The sequence below is a fragment of the Candidatus Bathyanammoxibius amoris genome, assembly GCA_024451685.1.
GTDB lineage: Bacteria > Planctomycetota > Brocadiia > Brocadiales > Bathyanammoxibiaceae > Bathyanammoxibius > Bathyanammoxibius amoris.
This window is the reverse complement of record JAMXCW010000020.1, coordinates 1-15,343: the sequence shown is the minus strand read 5'-3', so window position 1 is coordinate 15,343 and position 15,343 is coordinate 1. Positions and strand designations below refer to the sequence as shown.

Genomic DNA, 15,343 nt, shown 5'->3' with positions numbered 1-15,343 from the left:
GCTCAGATTTGCCCCCAGGAAATTACCTTTTCTGCTATTTTATTCACAAACTCGAGGCCTTTATCACCGGGAAATCTGGCCTGCTGGTCGGCATTGGTTAATCTTCTTATCTTCGGTGTTTCCCACTTTGAAAGTTCGTTCGTCGCTGTCAGCATAATTGTGGCGGTTTTTCCTTCCTCAAGGTTCATCTCGTCAATCTCGCCCTCAAATTCGAGGACTGGGTCTGCGATAAGCTGATAGTTCTCATCCAGAAAGCCTTTGTATACTTTCGCTAGTCTGTTCTGATACTCCTGGCCAAGTGCCTCAGAAACATACGTATTCGGGATGCCCGACAGACTCATTGAAATGCTGGAGGATTGAAGCTCAGAGCCCTCTTCAATGGAATCAATACCGCCTAAATCACCGACACCAAGATAATCATTTCCGCCCCATGACCACGTTTTTACATCTGAGCAAATACGCGTTGTCCCAATATCAAAAAAGAGCTCCACGAATATCAGAGGACGAATAACGCCGGCTTGTGTGGCCGCGATTAACTCTGTCGTAGCTCCATCTCTAGCCACTATAGAACACCTCCAAGGCAGTAAACGTAATATCATAGAGGTCCGGTACGCCCCCGTCCCACGCTGCCTGTTCATCATCAAGCAGCATCATCACGCACGTCGGCGCATTTAGAATAAGTACGGCGCTGTCCACCGAAGCTTCTCTTATCTGAGGCGTAATCTCTATAGTTGCCTTGCCGGCGGCATCACTACTCACATCAGCTGTTACCTGATGCAGTTCCCTCCACCTTGTAGGTGTGTCCCAGGCAATGAAATCCCCGGCTTTCAAGACATCCGCGGTACTAGGCGTCCAGTTCTTTGTGTTGAGCTTAATTCCCGTCTGCCCTTCACCGTCTACCCACGGACTGCCACCGGCGCCCAAGGGCGTAGCAGCCGATGGATCTCCACCATAAAACCGCCCAGCACTACCACGCAGGTTTCTAAGAAATGCGATTACAGCCGCAGCGTCCGCCCTTTCCATTGACGGATATTGGTAGGTGACCATCCAGCGTGCCCCGGGTTTTTCTATGGTCTGGACTGCTCCTGTCTCCGGGCTTCCAAAGTTTTGTGTGTTCGTCAATAGAATGAAACGCACGGCCTTTATGCCCGCAGGCATTGGTAAGCTGGGATAGGCCGTAAGCGGTCCCCATACCTCAAACGGGATTGCAAGAGAATTATTGACAGGCTGTGAAAATTCGTAAGGCGTTTGTTGACTGCGCGTAAGGCCCTGCAATATCTCATAGAGCACGGCCAGGCTCTGAGATACCCCTTGACCTGATTCCCATGGTACGCCACGGGAAGAAGACACGGGCCCCCTGCTCTCCCATCCGGTAATAGCTGAGACAGCAAGGATAAGCGTCCATTCGTAAGGTGCCTGGAGGCTGCCTGATACTCCGGCAAGAATCTCATAGGGAATGACGCTGTCTTGAGAAATGCCCTGTCCTGATTCCCACGGAAGAGCCTTAGATGCTGACACCATGCCCCTGCTCTCCCAGGGCGCAACAAGTGATTTGCTTCGCCGCGGTGAGATGTTCTCCCAGGCCACCACCAAATCCTGAGAAACCGGCCCGCCATATTCATACAGCGCTACCAAACTTTGTGATACCGGATTTCTCCAGAACAGGCGCGAGCCGTCACTATTCCAAAATAAATCCGAACCATTTCCCCAGAATAACGGTGATGACATTCTACGCTGCCTCTATCTCTATAATCGGAGGAGTATAAAAACCGCTGGCGCCACACTGAGGGCACGTATAGGCCCGCCTCTTACCGTCCAGGGGATTACTCAAGATGGTCTTGTTGAAGTCGTAGCCGCAGCCTGGGCGTCCAGCCCGTTTTACCATACGGGCTGCCGCAAGATGGTCATGCTCTATGACCTTAGCAATCCCCATGAACACCTTGTCGCCAATGGTGTATGTGGTCCCGGGTTCCTCTTTCAGAAGACCAACGGCTATCTTCGTCTCGGCAACGGTAAGCCTTTCCCCTGCCAGTAACTTATTGCTTATATTCTCCGCATCCTTTGAGGCCGGGCCCCTGCATATTCGCCGGATACTATTAACGTGAGCCGCAGCCTCTTCTTTTGTCATCGCACTCATAAGGTGCCTCCTTTTTTAGGTTGTGTTGCCAGCTAGTTCGGTGGTAAATGTGGTCTTCTGGGCCGTGTCTCCAGCCCCCAAAGACTGCTTGATCCACACGCCGATAGCCTCGCCCGCCACTAGTTCCTGGTTCGGGACATCCTGAGCGACGTTATCGTCAACAAAGGTAATCCCGCCTGGTGCCGTCTTGCGGTTTGTCACAGAGCCGGAGTCGTCCTTACTGGCAGCAACCCCTATCTCTATCTTTGACACAGGGTCGGCGGTGAGTTCTACTTTCGCCTCTGTAAGCGTGATGGACCCGTGAGTGTTCTTAAAGAATTTCTTCTCGTAGCGGGTGACCGCTGAAGATTCACTGGCGCTCTTCTGGAAGAAAAGATGTCTCGTAGTTTCATTAGGTCCTATGGTCGCCCTGGTCGCGCCTCCCGAACCTTCCTTTACAGTTACCGTCCTTGAGCCATCTGTGGCACTAAGCACCAACTTGAGGAAACGCTCAAAGGTCTTGCTGCCGACAACCTCCGTTGTCCCGTTAAGCACCGGGGCCTCCGTGTCAACTGCACCGGTGGGCAGCCTTCCGGTTATTGTTGCGGTCCTTGTATCGGCACCATCGGATATTATGGCGATGACACTGTTGCCTCCGAGCTGCGTCAGGTCCGGACTGCTCTCTAAATCTATGGCTCCGCCGGATGTACTTACGTCGTCCTCCGGCACACTCGCCGCGCTAAATGGCTTCAAATCATCTGCTACTATAGGCATAGCTTTATCTCCTTTATCTTCTCATTCCAAAATCCCTGGAAAAAGCACCGCCGCGACCTCGCTCACGCCGCACGGCAGCCACTGCATGTTTTTCCATTTGGGGCAGAAGTGCCACGACCTCACGCCGCACGGCCTCCGGCACCCCCGGACTGATGTTTAAAGTTTGATTAACAATTATGTTATTTTCTTGACTTCGTGCTCCCAAAGCTTTCATTTGTGCCGGTGTGAATACGCCCTCGCCACGTTGAAGCACCGCCGGAATATCATCCCTGGCAAGACCGCCAACATGAAATCTAGGCGCATTAGCAAAGGCACTACTCGGCACTTCTATTCTGGGAAGTCTGAAATCATCTCGACCTATAACGCCACCCGTATGAGGTTTCAATGCGGGGATGGTGGCCTGGCTTTTGATGATGCCAAGACCAGACGAAGTATTTAATCCTCCAGACAAAGCTCCAAGAATACCCGCTTTGATTGGTGCAAGGATAAGTTCTTGTATAAGCATTTTTTGTAATGACAAAAGGATATTTCTGACCATATTTCTAAACGCTTCGGATAGACTCTGGGTACCCTGTATCACACCCTCAATGCTTATATCTATCGTACTTGACATCTCATCAAAAGCTGCGCTGACTAATTTGCTTTCCAGACGAGTCGCAGCGAGGTCTCCCTGTGCTTTTTTTGTAGCACGGCCGTAAGTTTCCCAATTGATAGCACCCACGACAAGCATATTGTTCAGTGCTCTTATTTGATTGTTGAAAACTTCCCGCGGTGTTCGCAAGGATACTGCTATCTGTTGGCCTTTCTCTTGGGCTGCGTTATAAGCTCCTTGTGAAAACGTAAGCTGATCAACGGTCGTTTTTTGTTTTTTGAATGTTTTATCGAGTTCCTTAATAACTGTGTCTAATGCTCCGAGCTCTTCCTTGATTTGTTTCGCCATATCTAGTAAAGGAGCCGCTCCTACTGAGCGCATAAGGCCCTCTAATTTTTCCCTTACTATGTCAAATTTTGCGGCTGCGATAACTACGGCCGCCGTGAGTAAAGTAATACCTAGTATTATGGGATGTGCCTCAAATAAGAGCATCACCCCATGCGCAAGTAACATAGACTTTGTTAAAATTGACATTGCTTTAGCTGTAATCAATAGAGCGGCAGATATTCCAACGATAAGAGCTGTTGTCTTCGCGAGAGTAAAGGCAAGGCTGGCGAGACTTTCGAGGTGTGCTTTGACTTCGGGGTCTAAACTAGACAGCGCCGTTTTTATACCACGAATTTTTACAACTAGATTTGTAAACCAATTGATCACTTTTGTTAATGCCGGAAAGACCGCCACGGCAAGGCTTTTTGCGATACCCAGGAAAGCAAATTTTAACCTAGTCAGTGCATCGTTAAAAGCCTCTGCCTTTTGTGCACCCATCTCATCCCAGACTGCCCCTAATCGTATCGCATCCGCTTCCTGTTCCTTAATTGCAGCGGAGCCTTGTATCATAAGATTCGTCATTTGGACACCGCCACGACCCATAAGTGCCATAAGTGCGCTGGTAGTCTCTGTGCTTACTCCCAATTCTTTAACAGCGTCTGCAATCTCATAAAATACTTCTTCCGTGGTTTTCAGCCGTCCACTCTTATCTGTGAGAGTAATTCCTAATTCATCAAATTCACGCGTATATGTTTCAAGCCCCCGATTGGCGTCAACCATAGTTCTAGCAAGTTTTTGCTGGGCCTTTCCGAAAGCCTCTAAGGATGTACCTGCAAGCTCTGTAGCAAGGCGGAAAGAAGATAGGCGTTCCACTGATATATTGACCCGCTTAGACATCTTGGCCAATTGGTCTCCCATATTGGCAATCTTTTTTATGGCAATGGCTAGGCCAGTACCAACGGCAAGGGCCGCACCGATTGCCAGCAGGCTAGATTTGAGATGCTTCGCAGATTTGCTGGCCTTGCCAAAGCTCTTGTCCAGCTTCTTAGTCTTTTTGTGGGCGGCATCGATACCCTTGTCAAACTTCTTGCCATCCGTTTTTAGATGAAGTAGTACGCCGCCTAAATTCTCAGCCATCTTTTTTCTTTCTCTCCACTATCTCCACTCCGATACCCATAAAGGCCAGAGCCGTTCGGTCGTCTTTAGCATGTAACCGGGGCCTTTCCCGGCTGCCGCCTATTTCTCTATTCCAGTTATTCAAAATGCGTTGTGACTCGTGCTCTTTCAAACTGCCCGTACCCAGTGCCACGGCTGTCATAAACCGTAGAGACTCCTCCGCAATGATGCGCGGGAGCATTGCCAGATAGGGCCTTAATAATCGCAGGGGCATATCTAACCATCTTTCGGGGGACCCTCCGTAGAAACGCTGGAGCCTGGGGATGATTTCTCCCCAGTCAGTTTCCCTTTCTTCTCCTCCGTCTTTGGCAGCGGATTCACTTTCAGAAAACCCGCCGCATCCGTAAAAACCACGACTATCTCAGCACATTGGTTGATAGAGAGAGCTTGCACCACCGCAGAGGGTATGTCTCGTACAACAAGTGATACAAAATCTTTAAAGAGACCTTCGAGGATTTCTGCCTCCTTCTCGGAAATGTCCTCGCCTTTATTTTGGAGTTCGCTCATCTGCTTGCTGTGGGCAACTATGCGATGTTGCTCCCTAATCCCGAAATCATCGACAACGGCAAGGTTGTACAATTTCTCGTCAATGATTATTGTGGGGTGTGTACGTTCGGTTGACAGGTCAAGTAGTGATTCGATTTTACTTGTGGCCATGGTCTTTACCTCCGCCTGTTTGAGTTTGTATTTCTAAAGTAATGCCGTTCTGTTCACAAAAAATCCGTAGCTTCTCCAGCTCTTGCATACATCGTTTCGCCTGATTCCTGTGCGCGGCAGATGCCCGTTTATGTTCACGGGCCGATGCTCGCAAGGTTTGTGCTGCGCTACTCAGGGCCTTGGCTGGTGATGCCTCCGCCATGTCAATGTCCTCCTTCAGGTTTACTAGACTTGGTCGGCATTCATCGCTAAGAGGCGGCCAAAGCGCTTTGATGCGCCGGCTGCGTCCGAGTCCTCGATGGCGATGAATTCAAACTCCAGTCCTGCGGGTGCGCCTTTTTGAAATACCGTTGTCGGTGAGCTTGTAAGAACTGCCTTCGGAATCTCATACTGCATATCCCATCCGTCGCCGTAAGGACCCGCTCCACGGATAACAAGGGCATACTCAGTAACCGACAGACCACGGTACAGGTCAACTTCCTTAAAGCCCGCCACGCCTGCACTCGGCGTGGTCTCGCTGACTGTATTCCCGTTCAGAATCCGCGCATACTCCTCAAGGGTAAGGTCCAAGAGGGTAAAGCTAATCCTCAAGTCCTCCTTGGTTCGCACCGCTTTCACGGGTCCTGTGCTGCCCAGCGTGCGAAATGAGTCTGTCTCGATAGTCTGCTCATGGGTCACCGTCACCCCATCTTCACTCATGTTTCTATCGCCAGACGTGCCGAGCTTTACCCAGTTCGCCGCAGGTGTCGCGTCTATAAGAGGCACAGCCTCACCCACCGGGGCGACATATACCTCAAATGGCGCAGCTATAATTTCATAAGGTTTTGTTGCCATTTCTCCTTACTCCTTTACCTCTAAGTTGTGCTTACTTCACTAGTTAAGACAAGCCAGGATTCCATAGAAATAGGCCATGCAGTATCTTGGTCCCTTAAAGCAATCGGTCCGCCCGAAAGCGTCGCAGAGTGAATAAGGGTGTTGTCTTGCGTAATCCTTTTCAGATGTTTAAAAGCGTTATGCACTGCCAGCCTCAACTTCGATGCCTCGAAAGGCGTTTCTCCGTAACAGAAAACATCTACCCGCAAATGCTGGACTTCTACGTAATCGCTTACGCCCGGCCCTACTCCACCACCGCCTGCCGGGTTTAACACTACGGCCTTCCTTGGCATCTGTCCTGATGCCGCCTCGCTCTGTGGCAGTTCGTAGCCGTAGATTCGTGTGCCCGCCAGTGTGGCTACATCGGCATCCGCCTCAAGAAAACTCACCAGCGCAGTCAACGGCTCCGGTATCGCCATCAGGCAAGCCTCTTACGAATCCGGCCGACAAGGCCGGGGTATTCTTTATCAGCCGCATTTCTCAAAAAAGAACCGTAGTTAAATTCCAGCTTGAGAATATAATTGACATCGACACTCCCCCATACGCCCTTATGGATATGACCAGAAATCTTGTGTGCAAATTCCTGAACTCGAACACTACCCTCTGCAACGGTAGACCTGTTCTTCCATCCCGGATGGTTCTGTTTGGCAAACAAAACGGCCTTGGACGTGGTCTCATCTATGGCGCCTCTAATAGCCTTGTCCATTGCCTTCTTGACTTCTGGTCCTCTCCATTCAATCATTTCTGCTCACCTGAAAAGTAATCGCAAAGGTTTTTGTTTTTACGCTCCTGATTGTAAAAAGGCGACTCCGGGCATGTGCATCTAAAGGGTGTTCCGTCATAGCGGTCGAGCCACCGGCAAATACTGCAACACATTTTTATCTGTCTTGTCTTGCTCATCATTCAACCGCTTTCAGCATTAGTTCCAGGTGCGTATGTTTCCGCTGCACCGATTCAATCCCCAAAGGTCCCGCGTAAATAACATTGCCTGACCTGTCGATTATCTGGGCAATTTTGTCCTTCTCCGTTATGTCCGTACTCAACGGCACCATTGCACGCAGGTCCTCAACCACGGCCACCTTCTTTCCGTCCACCACTTCACGCCGGGCCTTGCTATACACCCAGCAGGCCACGGTCGCCAACGCCTGCCAGTCAGGTTTCAACGGTTGATTCGTTCCATCAACCCCCGTCTCCTGATTCCGCTCGACATCTGCACGCAAGGTCATCCGGGAACGGGCACCCATCAGACAAAACTCCCAAAGCCTGCCAGGCCGCCTAGAATTTTTTTCCTCTCACCCTCATAGTCCAGGCTTGAGGACTGGTAATCTCCTGCCCGTTCACTGCTCAGACCGTTATATTCAACCTCCAGCTTGACCAGCTTTATCAAGATGCCTTTCCTTTTCTTCGTCTCATCTTCCGGGGTGTACTGGATTTTTGTCCTGTCCCCCCAGCTGTTGCGTGCATTCGTGCCGGTATTCAGCCGTTCAATCTGCCTGCCACCATGAAGGAGTTTGTAATCATCTGACGCAAGTGTTGTGTCTGTCGTGCCAACGGTCTCAACAATAGAAGAGACCGTCTTTATAGGCCTGGTAGGCCAGAGATGTTTACCACCGTTACCAAGCAGCTCGTCAAGCTGAGAGGTGACGCTGCCGAAGTGGGTATCAATATCCTCCTCGGCAGCATCTATCAGGCGTTGTAGGGCAGCGTCCACCAAATCGGTGTCTATATGCTGCCTAACCTCTGTGGCCGACATTAAGGCCATTATTTCTTGCCTTCCCCTTGGTCTTTTAACTGATTGATTTTAAAGCCGGTCTCCTTCTCAGGCGGACTTGTACCTTTGTCCTCCCGGGGCTTTGACTCCTTGGTCTCGGCCTTCGAGCGTAAACCGTACTGCTTTACTACATCTACAGGGATTTCCTGTCCCTTCCCCACAAGCAGGAAAGCGGCACGGGAATCACCTTCACCCACAACCTTCTTTCTGTCGGCTGTGACATACAGTCTTTTCTCTGCCTTCATACGTTTGTCTCCTATCCCACTGAGAGATAAATCACGATGAGAAAACCGCCGGAGGTATCCGTACCGCCGGTGTTGTTTATCGTATCCACAGCGGAGATGCTGAACTCAGGCGTAAGGTCGTCCAGCGTTTCACTGGCATCCGTCGCGTCAAGATGCAAAACAGACACCAGCTTATCCCGGGCCTTAATACCCGTGACCGTGTGATTGCCAGCGGCCGCACCTGCCGCGCGTGCTACCTTTACGGCATCCCTTGGGATAGCGCCTTCAATTATTGCCATAGTTCACCTCCCTTAAATGCCTGTAACTGTGCAGAATGCCGCGGGCCTGTAAGTAGGCAGGGCCACTCTGACATCCGCACGGATTGCCTTCTTGCCCTTGCTGAAAAAATCACTGTGGGAATCCGACACCTTCACCTCGATGCCGCGCCTGGCGACTAACTCTATAAAGTTCTGGTAATCGCCGACCAGTCCGGTATTTTCGGTTATGGCATCGGACTGTATGACACTACGTCCCCATATCCTCTCAGGACCTGTCTCTGAGGGGCTGCCCCAGATGTAGAGGCCGTCTGCTGTACGCAGTAACCGTACACCCTGCCAGTCGTTTGGGTGAAGGATAACGGCATTAGGCTGTGCACGACCCGTCACCCTGACCAATGTCATGGCCTTGTAGATTGCATCCGGTACAGGGTCCGCACCTTTGGCCTGGGTCTGAATACCAGAGACGTTGAGGATCCCCTTGAGGTTCGGCGAAACGCCGTCCCCTACGAGTATCTGACTGTCAACCCTCTGCTGGAGCATGAAGCGCAGCCGGTTGTCTACATAGGACGAGGCCTGGGCAACGTCCTCAAGCTGCTCGTCCGTTATCGGCAGCAGCACACCGACCTTTTCCACGGGAGAGGACTTCTCTGTCAGCACCAGCGCAGCCTCTGCGTAAGCGCCACCTTGTGCAACCTCTGCGGCGGCGTTTGTCATCGTCGTCTCTTCCATGTACTTGATGGAGTTCTGCCCGGTCTGGCCGGCGGGTATCAGGTCCGTTATCTGAATGGGCCTGGTGGCTATCTCCACTATGCGACCGGTCCGTATACTCTCAGGAGCCCAGCCTGCCGTAGTCTCAAATAGAGCCTTTACCTCCATCTCCAAGACAGCTTCTTTCCGCGCGTGCCGCTCCAGATATGCCGGAGACTCCACAAACATCTGCCCGATACTTTTCACCGGGCCCTGCGGACCAGAGGCTGCACCATCGCCGCCGGGCAGGATTATCTCCTTACCCTTTGCCATGAGCTCTTCTCTGGCCTTTGTGGCTTTTTCGGCCTTCTCCACCTCGAAAAGCTCTTCAACCTCTTTGCCCAGGTCGGTAAGCTCATCGTTCATCTCCTTGACCTTGGCGGCCTTCTCTCTCGTAGTACCTTCGAGAGACTCGACCTTTTCAAGGTCCATTTCAGCGCCGGCCTCTTTAAACACCTTGGCCAGCACTTTGTTCTTCTCTTCTAACTCATTCCTTTTTTCAACCAATGCGTTCACTTTGCTCTACTCCTTTAAGGTAAAATCCCCGCCAAATTCAGCTCATGTTTTGTGCGCTGGTATTCGGCAAACAACTTCACGGCTTCCTCTCCACTGCCGCCGTCCTCCAGAAGTGTCTTGATTCTCGTCTCCACATCGGCAAGCGATGCGAGAACCTTCTCAAGCCTCTCCTTATTGGCAGCATTGAGACTCCGCCCGTCCTTCGCCCTTAAGGAAGCAAGCTCCTCAGAACGTTCCACCAAGGCTATGACATCCGCAAGCGTCTGCTCTGCCTGTTTAAAATATTCCATATTTTCCTTGACCATCAAAGTCTGCGTGCCCACACCAGCGCCTTTAAGCACCGGCGATATTTCAAACGCCTCTATTAACTTCAAAAACCGGACCTGTTGACCGTTGTGTTCTCCTTCCTCATGCTCTTTTACGTTGTAACCGTAAGACCATTCCTGTATAGATTCCCCATGTTCCAAGTCGAATTTGAGAGCGCTGTACCAGTCCTTTGCATCCGGGATGTCAAGGTTGAGTTGAAAATCCGCTATTACCTTGTCATCTTTTTCTCTTGTGACCGCTTTACCTAAAGGGACATTCATCCAGTTATGAGCCGGTAATACTTTGACCGTCTGGACACCAAAGGCCCCCGGCAATGTGACATCGCCGTCACTGTCAATAACGTTCAGCGTTGCGATTATGGCGCTGCCTTCGCCTTTATCTGTAAGCTCTTTGAGTTTAAAATTCTTTCTTTCCATCTCCATATTTTTACTCTCCTATCATCGGCACGAAATCACGGGTGCCGTTCGGATGTTCGTCATTCATAAGCGCTTCGGCGTCCTCCAGGCTTACAATCGTTCCGTTAAGCGCCTCGCATTCCTCATCTGTTGAGCCGAGACGCGCATCAAGCACCATGGCCTGTGTCACCGTGTCGGCCTCCTTATAGGTCTCCAGCGCAGATTTTCTCTGCGCGTGTTTCGTTTCCGTCCGTGCAATCACCTTTGCCCTGACCCCCGGCGTGGACCACCGGCCCGCCGGCACCTTGTCACGGATGCGCGCAACCAACTGTGGCACGCCTTCACCCAGGGCGCGGCCTTCCTCGAGCTCTCTAAAAAGCCGTCTCCGTGTCTGGCCTGCAACATCCACAAGCCCCAGACGTCTACCGCCTTCGGAGATAATCTCTCTGGCCCGGGTATCCGGCAGCTGGACTCCTAACCCCATAACCCCGTTGATGCTGTCCGTTGTCACCTTCGATACCCTCAAGTAATGCGCCTGGTATTTCTTTCGTAAGTCTTTTTCAATATCAAGTAACGGCATGCTCGCTAAAATCCTTTCAGCATCGAGCGTGTCCTGAGGGTCTTTTGTTTCTAAATCATAAAATGCTTTCAGGAGTTCGTCCGCCGCCTCTTCAGCCATACGTCCAAGGTCGTCAAACGTGCCTGAGAGTTCCTTCTCGAATACCTGCGACATCCTGGCATGGTCCTTTGCAAAGACCGTCCCAAGCCTCAGATGTGCTCTGGTCGGTCTCTTCCTGGGCGCCGTCTCTATCACACGGCCCTCTGTCGGCGTGGCAGCCTTAATTTGTTTCGGCTTTCCGCTCTGCCCTGCAGGCGTGACAAATGCACCCGCCGGCTCAAAATAAACCTCATCGCCCTTTTCAACAGGCCATCCCATCGCACGCCTTCCCTCAGACCTCGTAGCCCACCCACCGCCGATAGCAATGTTAAGCCGCTCGACAAGTTTATTCCGGTCCTCCTGCAGCGCCTGGACCTCAGAGTTGTCAAAGCGGAGCTTAAATTTCTTGGGTTCGGGCTCAAAATCCGGCAACAATTGCTTTCTCAGTGTGGCGGCCATGAGTCTTTGCGTCGGGATGATATTACCCTTCCACGCCAGCCTGATAAGTTCTGCCATGGTAGCCCCCACCTTCGTCTGCTGGAGGCCCGTACCGAAACCCACAACCGCAGCCGGAATACCCAGGGCAGCGCACACCCTTTCCTCTGAGATATTCCTCAGTTTGCCAACGCTCATCTGCGCCGGATTAAACCCGAACTGCTGAACTTTCGTGGGCCCTTTCAGCACAAGGGCCTCGCCCCGGTGGTCACCGCCAAAGGTCTCTTGGTATTTTTCCTTTACCGCTTTCATGGCATTCTCGTCTGCTATTACCCCGGCCTCCGGGCTTATTATCACGCCCGGTACACCCATGTTTTTTAGTATCGTCGCGCTAAAGTTCGCCGCCTCATCATCGGTAAAAACCTCGCGGACAACTGAATCCAGCGGCGATAAACCTTGCCTGATATTCTTGGGGTTGATGCCGTGCCGGAAATGTACGACGTCCTCAACCTCAACACGTTGCGTCACACCCATGGGGTTATAATCATAGTGCGTGATATAACCCCGCCCGTCGCGAGGGGCCTTCGGCTCTATGGTCCAGTGAGGCACATAGTAGAGTTCCGAAACCCTGCCCGCGTTATTTCTCCGTTTCAACCAGTATGCGTTACCGGCGATTGCAAAGCTCATCATCGTCCCCATCCACAAAACTTCACCCGGATAAAACTCATTCGGTTCCTCAAGTAATTCCAATATCTTATGACCCGGCATCTTTTCATAGCCATCCTTTGCCAGCTTCTCAACTATCACCGGCGCCTCCGGGAAGGTCCTCATCATCCATTGCACCGGAGACATAATTACGTTGGATCCAAGACCGTCTCCCACCGCCTTCGCGTAATCAAACCTTGTTCCCGGCAGGCTCAACGCCCAAGGCGTAGACGTTGGAAAGATAAAACCTTCCAGCATCGCCTTAATGGCCTTGAACATTAAACGGCCCCCCAGCTGGTCACTGGCCTATGCAGCTTATGGACGGCAAGCGCAAGCCCCATTACACAATCATCATTAAGGCCCTCTGGCGCGGAATACCGGACTCCTGTTTTTGTATATTCGTACTCAAAATCACGCAGTTCGTTCACAACAGGCCCCTCCGGGATGACGGTCTGGCCGTTCTGCAATGTGATAGCAAGCCCTTCCATCAACTGCTGTTTGCTGTTCTGCGTGAATTTATAACCTTCATAATTTGTCCTCCCGCCATGTTGCAAATCCTCAACGATGGGGTCGCCGACACCTGTTGAATCCACCAGGGCAGGCACATTTCCGACAACAGTCTTTATCCTCTCGATAGTTTCCCGCCAAGGCTTCTGGAATCTTTCAAACCGGCATGTCCTTCCCTGTGCATTCAGACCAAGAATGACGGTCCAGTTCACCGACTTTGCAAGGTCAATGCCGTAAGCCGCAGGGTCATCTCCCGACATCTCTCCGATACACGCCTCAATAGCTTCAAGACCAAACGGATTACATCCGTCGTCTGATGGTTCACAGAGATAAAGCTCACGGAAGACAGGATCAGGTAAAATGCGGCGTGCGTCTTCAATTTCTGCAGCATCCAGTATGCCCGCCTTTACAGCGTCGTCTGCGGTAATCTTGTCGTAGTACATATCCGGCGCTCTCGCTTCTGCCTTGCGTGCCAGTTTGTAAGCCCAATTCTTCTTGCCGTGGACATTGCCGATTATTCTCACGGGCCCCCGCGTTGCCGTAAGGGTTGACCTTATGGCGTGCCAGGACTTTTCTTTAAGGCGGGTCGCTTCGTCAATCACACATGCGTACACGTCTTCCGCGTAGAGGTTGTCCGGCTTCTCACCACTCTTAAACCACATCGTTGCGCCATTGATGAGCCTTAACGTCAGCTCGTCCTCCTTGGCATAATAGAACCATCTCGGCAGGGCCAACTTCAACCTGCGAAAAGGTATTCGAGCCTGGCTGTAAACAGGCGCAATCCACCAGGTATTCTGTCCTTCTTTCAGCGCAGTCGTATATTCCGTAAGCCAGGACATACCCCCCACCGTCTTACCGCTCTTTGTGCTGGCCTCGCATATCGAGTACCGGTAGGGATTGAAAAAGACCCGCTCCTGTTTCGGGTAGAGCTTTGGCCTGTGGTATTCAATCCGTCTAACCTTCGGCTGGTGTATCTGTGGGTCTGCCGTTGTCACCATTTATAACCTCAATCTTAAATTTCACCGGCGGCAAATCACCTTCCGGTGCTCCATGGACCTGCAAGTTTTGCAACCTCGGATGCACATAAGGCGCCGCCGCCTGCGCCGCCCACATCTTGTCCTTCATATCCGCCTTGTCATCGCGCAAAACATTGAGCATAAACTCAAGCGGCGTTATTCCTTCACTGGCAATCTGCTCTTGCCTGCTGACTGTGATTCGATTCTGTACACCTGGCTTGCGCCCGCCACTTTTCGGGTATCCTTTCGGTCGTCCTGTAGGTCCTCCGGTTTTCTTTCCCATGTCAAACCTCTAAAATCTGCCGCCTCTTTGCCGATGAAAAACACGCCCTCCACCACCACAATGCGTATGCCCTCCAGGGTAAGCGACACCGCGGCCAGTAGCAGAAAGACACAAAGATAGAACTTGACTATCCCAACGAAGCTCAACCTGCCCCTTTAGCCTCTTCCCTTTTAACGCTATGCACGGCCGCATGAACAACCGCCTTCTTGTCCGTTAGAGGCATCTTTGCAAATTCATTGGCCAGTGGCCCGAGAGCACCCAAAGCACCCTGTATAACCCTACGTAGTGCCACCTCCTTACTGATACCGTCCTTCTTGCCTGGACCTTTAACGACAGCGGGCATAGTAGTCCTTACCTGGGCTTTCACCGTGTCGTAGATAAGCCTCTGTATCTTCTCATTGCGAAGCGCAGGAATATACTTTGCCGCGACCTTCATACCCCAACCCAGGAGTAACAGGAGCACCGTACCCCCGGCTGTGAGCAGACCTAAAATCAAATTCGTATCCATCAGTTATCCTCTCTTTCCACATGGCCAGAGGAGGTCCCGTCGGCATGAACACCCGTAACGTTTCCACCCTTGTCACGGTCCACCCCGCCGCGCCCCTCACCCTTCATGTCCCAGTTGCACCCCGTGAGGAGTACAACCAGACACAGAACCAAAAATAGTTTTCTCATAACAAACCTCCATGTGCCAAGCCCACCAGAAGGGCCACGGTTAAGAAAAATACATAAAAAACGAGAATCCATTTCAGCATGTTTAAACTCTCACCAGTGCCTTATGCCTAGATACAACGCCGCGATGCTGACACCACCTGTTACGCATAAACCAACCATCCAGAGCACGAAGCGCATACCCCCGAAGGCATGACGGTCAATCTTATCCCCAAGGTCCTTGACCTTTTTCTTTGTGCATTTGTGGTCTTCAACACAAGCCAGATGTTTATCGTCGTAGAGCTTTGTCATGTC

The 15,343-nt window shown here is 51.6% G+C and carries 22 protein-coding genes; all 22 read right to left on the bottom strand.

Annotation, left to right across the window (positions count from 1 at the left end):
- Window positions 1-2: 2 nt before the first annotated feature.
- Entirely contained in the window at window positions 3-563 is a 561-nt protein-coding gene (locus NOU37_09305) for a hypothetical protein (GenBank protein MCQ4575425.1), read from the bottom strand.
- Window positions 556-1,728 (bottom strand): hypothetical protein, encoded by a 1,173-nt coding sequence (locus NOU37_09300; GenBank protein ID MCQ4575424.1) that lies wholly within the window; start codon window positions 1,726-1,728, stop codon window positions 556-558. The genes NOU37_09305 and NOU37_09300 overlap by 8 nt, the downstream gene beginning before the upstream one ends.
- 1 nt (window position 1,729) lies before the next feature.
- Complete coding sequence (locus NOU37_09295) at window positions 1,730-2,137, bottom strand: hypothetical protein (GenBank protein MCQ4575423.1); 408 nt, start codon at window positions 2,135-2,137, stop codon at window positions 1,730-1,732.
- Window positions 2,138-2,152: 15 nt separating this feature from the next.
- Entirely contained in the window at window positions 2,153-2,890 is a 738-nt protein-coding gene (locus NOU37_09290) for a hypothetical protein (GenBank protein MCQ4575422.1), read from the bottom strand.
- 13 nt (window positions 2,891-2,903) lie between these two features.
- On the bottom strand, window positions 2,904-4,946 hold the full coding sequence (locus NOU37_09285) for a hypothetical protein (protein MCQ4575421.1): 2,043 nt from the start codon (window positions 4,944-4,946) through the stop codon (window positions 2,904-2,906).
- Window positions 4,939-5,199: a hypothetical protein gene (locus NOU37_09280; GenBank protein MCQ4575420.1), complete on the bottom strand. Its 261-nt coding sequence runs from the start codon at window positions 5,197-5,199 to the stop codon at window positions 4,939-4,941. The genes NOU37_09285 and NOU37_09280 overlap by 8 nt, the downstream gene beginning before the upstream one ends.
- A 2-nt stretch (window positions 5,200-5,201) precedes the next feature.
- Window positions 5,202-5,642, bottom strand: coding sequence for a hypothetical protein (locus NOU37_09275; protein ID MCQ4575419.1), 441 nt, complete (start codon window positions 5,640-5,642; stop codon window positions 5,202-5,204).
- A gap of 225 nt (window positions 5,643-5,867) precedes the next feature.
- Complete coding sequence (locus tag NOU37_09270; protein ID MCQ4575418.1) at window positions 5,868-6,476, bottom strand: hypothetical protein; 609 nt, start codon at window positions 6,474-6,476, stop codon at window positions 5,868-5,870.
- Window positions 6,477-6,496: 20 nt separating this feature from the next.
- Window positions 6,497-6,934 (bottom strand): hypothetical protein, encoded by a 438-nt coding sequence (locus NOU37_09265; GenBank protein ID MCQ4575417.1) that lies wholly within the window; start codon window positions 6,932-6,934, stop codon window positions 6,497-6,499.
- On the bottom strand, window positions 6,934-7,257 hold the full coding sequence (locus NOU37_09260; protein MCQ4575416.1) for a hypothetical protein: 324 nt from the start codon (window positions 7,255-7,257) through the stop codon (window positions 6,934-6,936). Before NOU37_09260 ends, NOU37_09265 begins: the two co-directional genes overlap by 1 nt.
- Before the next feature lie 157 nt (window positions 7,258-7,414).
- Window positions 7,415-7,759 carry a head-tail adaptor protein gene (locus tag NOU37_09255; GenBank protein MCQ4575415.1) on the bottom strand — a complete coding sequence of 115 codons (345 nt, stop codon included), beginning with the start codon at window positions 7,757-7,759 and terminating at the stop codon, window positions 7,415-7,417.
- Window positions 7,759-8,277, bottom strand: a complete 519-nt coding sequence (locus tag NOU37_09250) for a hypothetical protein (protein MCQ4575414.1) — start codon at window positions 8,275-8,277, stop codon at window positions 7,759-7,761. The genes NOU37_09255 and NOU37_09250 overlap by 1 nt, the downstream gene beginning before the upstream one ends.
- Window positions 8,277-8,531 (bottom strand): hypothetical protein, encoded by a 255-nt coding sequence (locus tag NOU37_09245; GenBank protein ID MCQ4575413.1) that lies wholly within the window; start codon window positions 8,529-8,531, stop codon window positions 8,277-8,279. Before NOU37_09245 ends, NOU37_09250 begins: the two co-directional genes overlap by 1 nt.
- A gap of 11 nt (window positions 8,532-8,542) precedes the next feature.
- Window positions 8,543-8,809: a hypothetical protein gene (locus NOU37_09240; GenBank protein MCQ4575412.1), complete on the bottom strand. Its 267-nt coding sequence runs from the start codon at window positions 8,807-8,809 to the stop codon at window positions 8,543-8,545.
- A 12-nt stretch (window positions 8,810-8,821) separates the two neighbouring features.
- Complete coding sequence (locus tag NOU37_09235) at window positions 8,822-10,051, bottom strand: phage major capsid protein (protein ID MCQ4575411.1); 1,230 nt, start codon at window positions 10,049-10,051, stop codon at window positions 8,822-8,824.
- A 14-nt stretch (window positions 10,052-10,065) separates the two neighbouring features.
- On the bottom strand, window positions 10,066-10,800 hold the full coding sequence (locus NOU37_09230; protein ID MCQ4575410.1) for an HK97 family phage prohead protease: 735 nt from the start codon (window positions 10,798-10,800) through the stop codon (window positions 10,066-10,068).
- 4 nt (window positions 10,801-10,804) lie between these two features.
- On the bottom strand, window positions 10,805-12,850 hold the full coding sequence (locus NOU37_09225) for a phage portal protein (GenBank protein ID MCQ4575409.1): 2,046 nt from the start codon (window positions 12,848-12,850) through the stop codon (window positions 10,805-10,807).
- On the bottom strand, window positions 12,850-14,076 hold the full coding sequence (locus tag NOU37_09220) for a hypothetical protein (GenBank protein MCQ4575408.1): 1,227 nt from the start codon (window positions 14,074-14,076) through the stop codon (window positions 12,850-12,852). The genes NOU37_09225 and NOU37_09220 overlap by 1 nt, the downstream gene beginning before the upstream one ends.
- Window positions 14,033-14,377, bottom strand: coding sequence for a hypothetical protein (locus NOU37_09215; GenBank protein MCQ4575407.1), 345 nt, complete (start codon window positions 14,375-14,377; stop codon window positions 14,033-14,035). The genes NOU37_09220 and NOU37_09215 overlap by 44 nt, the downstream gene beginning before the upstream one ends.
- Window positions 14,378-14,519: 142 nt before the next feature.
- Entirely contained in the window at window positions 14,520-14,885 is a 366-nt protein-coding gene (locus NOU37_09210; GenBank protein ID MCQ4575406.1) for a hypothetical protein, read from the bottom strand.
- Window positions 14,885-15,052 carry a lipoprotein gene (locus NOU37_09205; GenBank protein ID MCQ4575405.1) on the bottom strand — a complete coding sequence of 56 codons (168 nt, stop codon included), beginning with the start codon at window positions 15,050-15,052 and terminating at the stop codon, window positions 14,885-14,887. Before NOU37_09205 ends, NOU37_09210 begins: the two co-directional genes overlap by 1 nt.
- 90 nt (window positions 15,053-15,142) lie before the next feature.
- The coding region (locus NOU37_09200) for a hypothetical protein (GenBank protein MCQ4575404.1) at window positions 15,143-15,343 on the bottom strand (201 nt) is incomplete at its 5' end.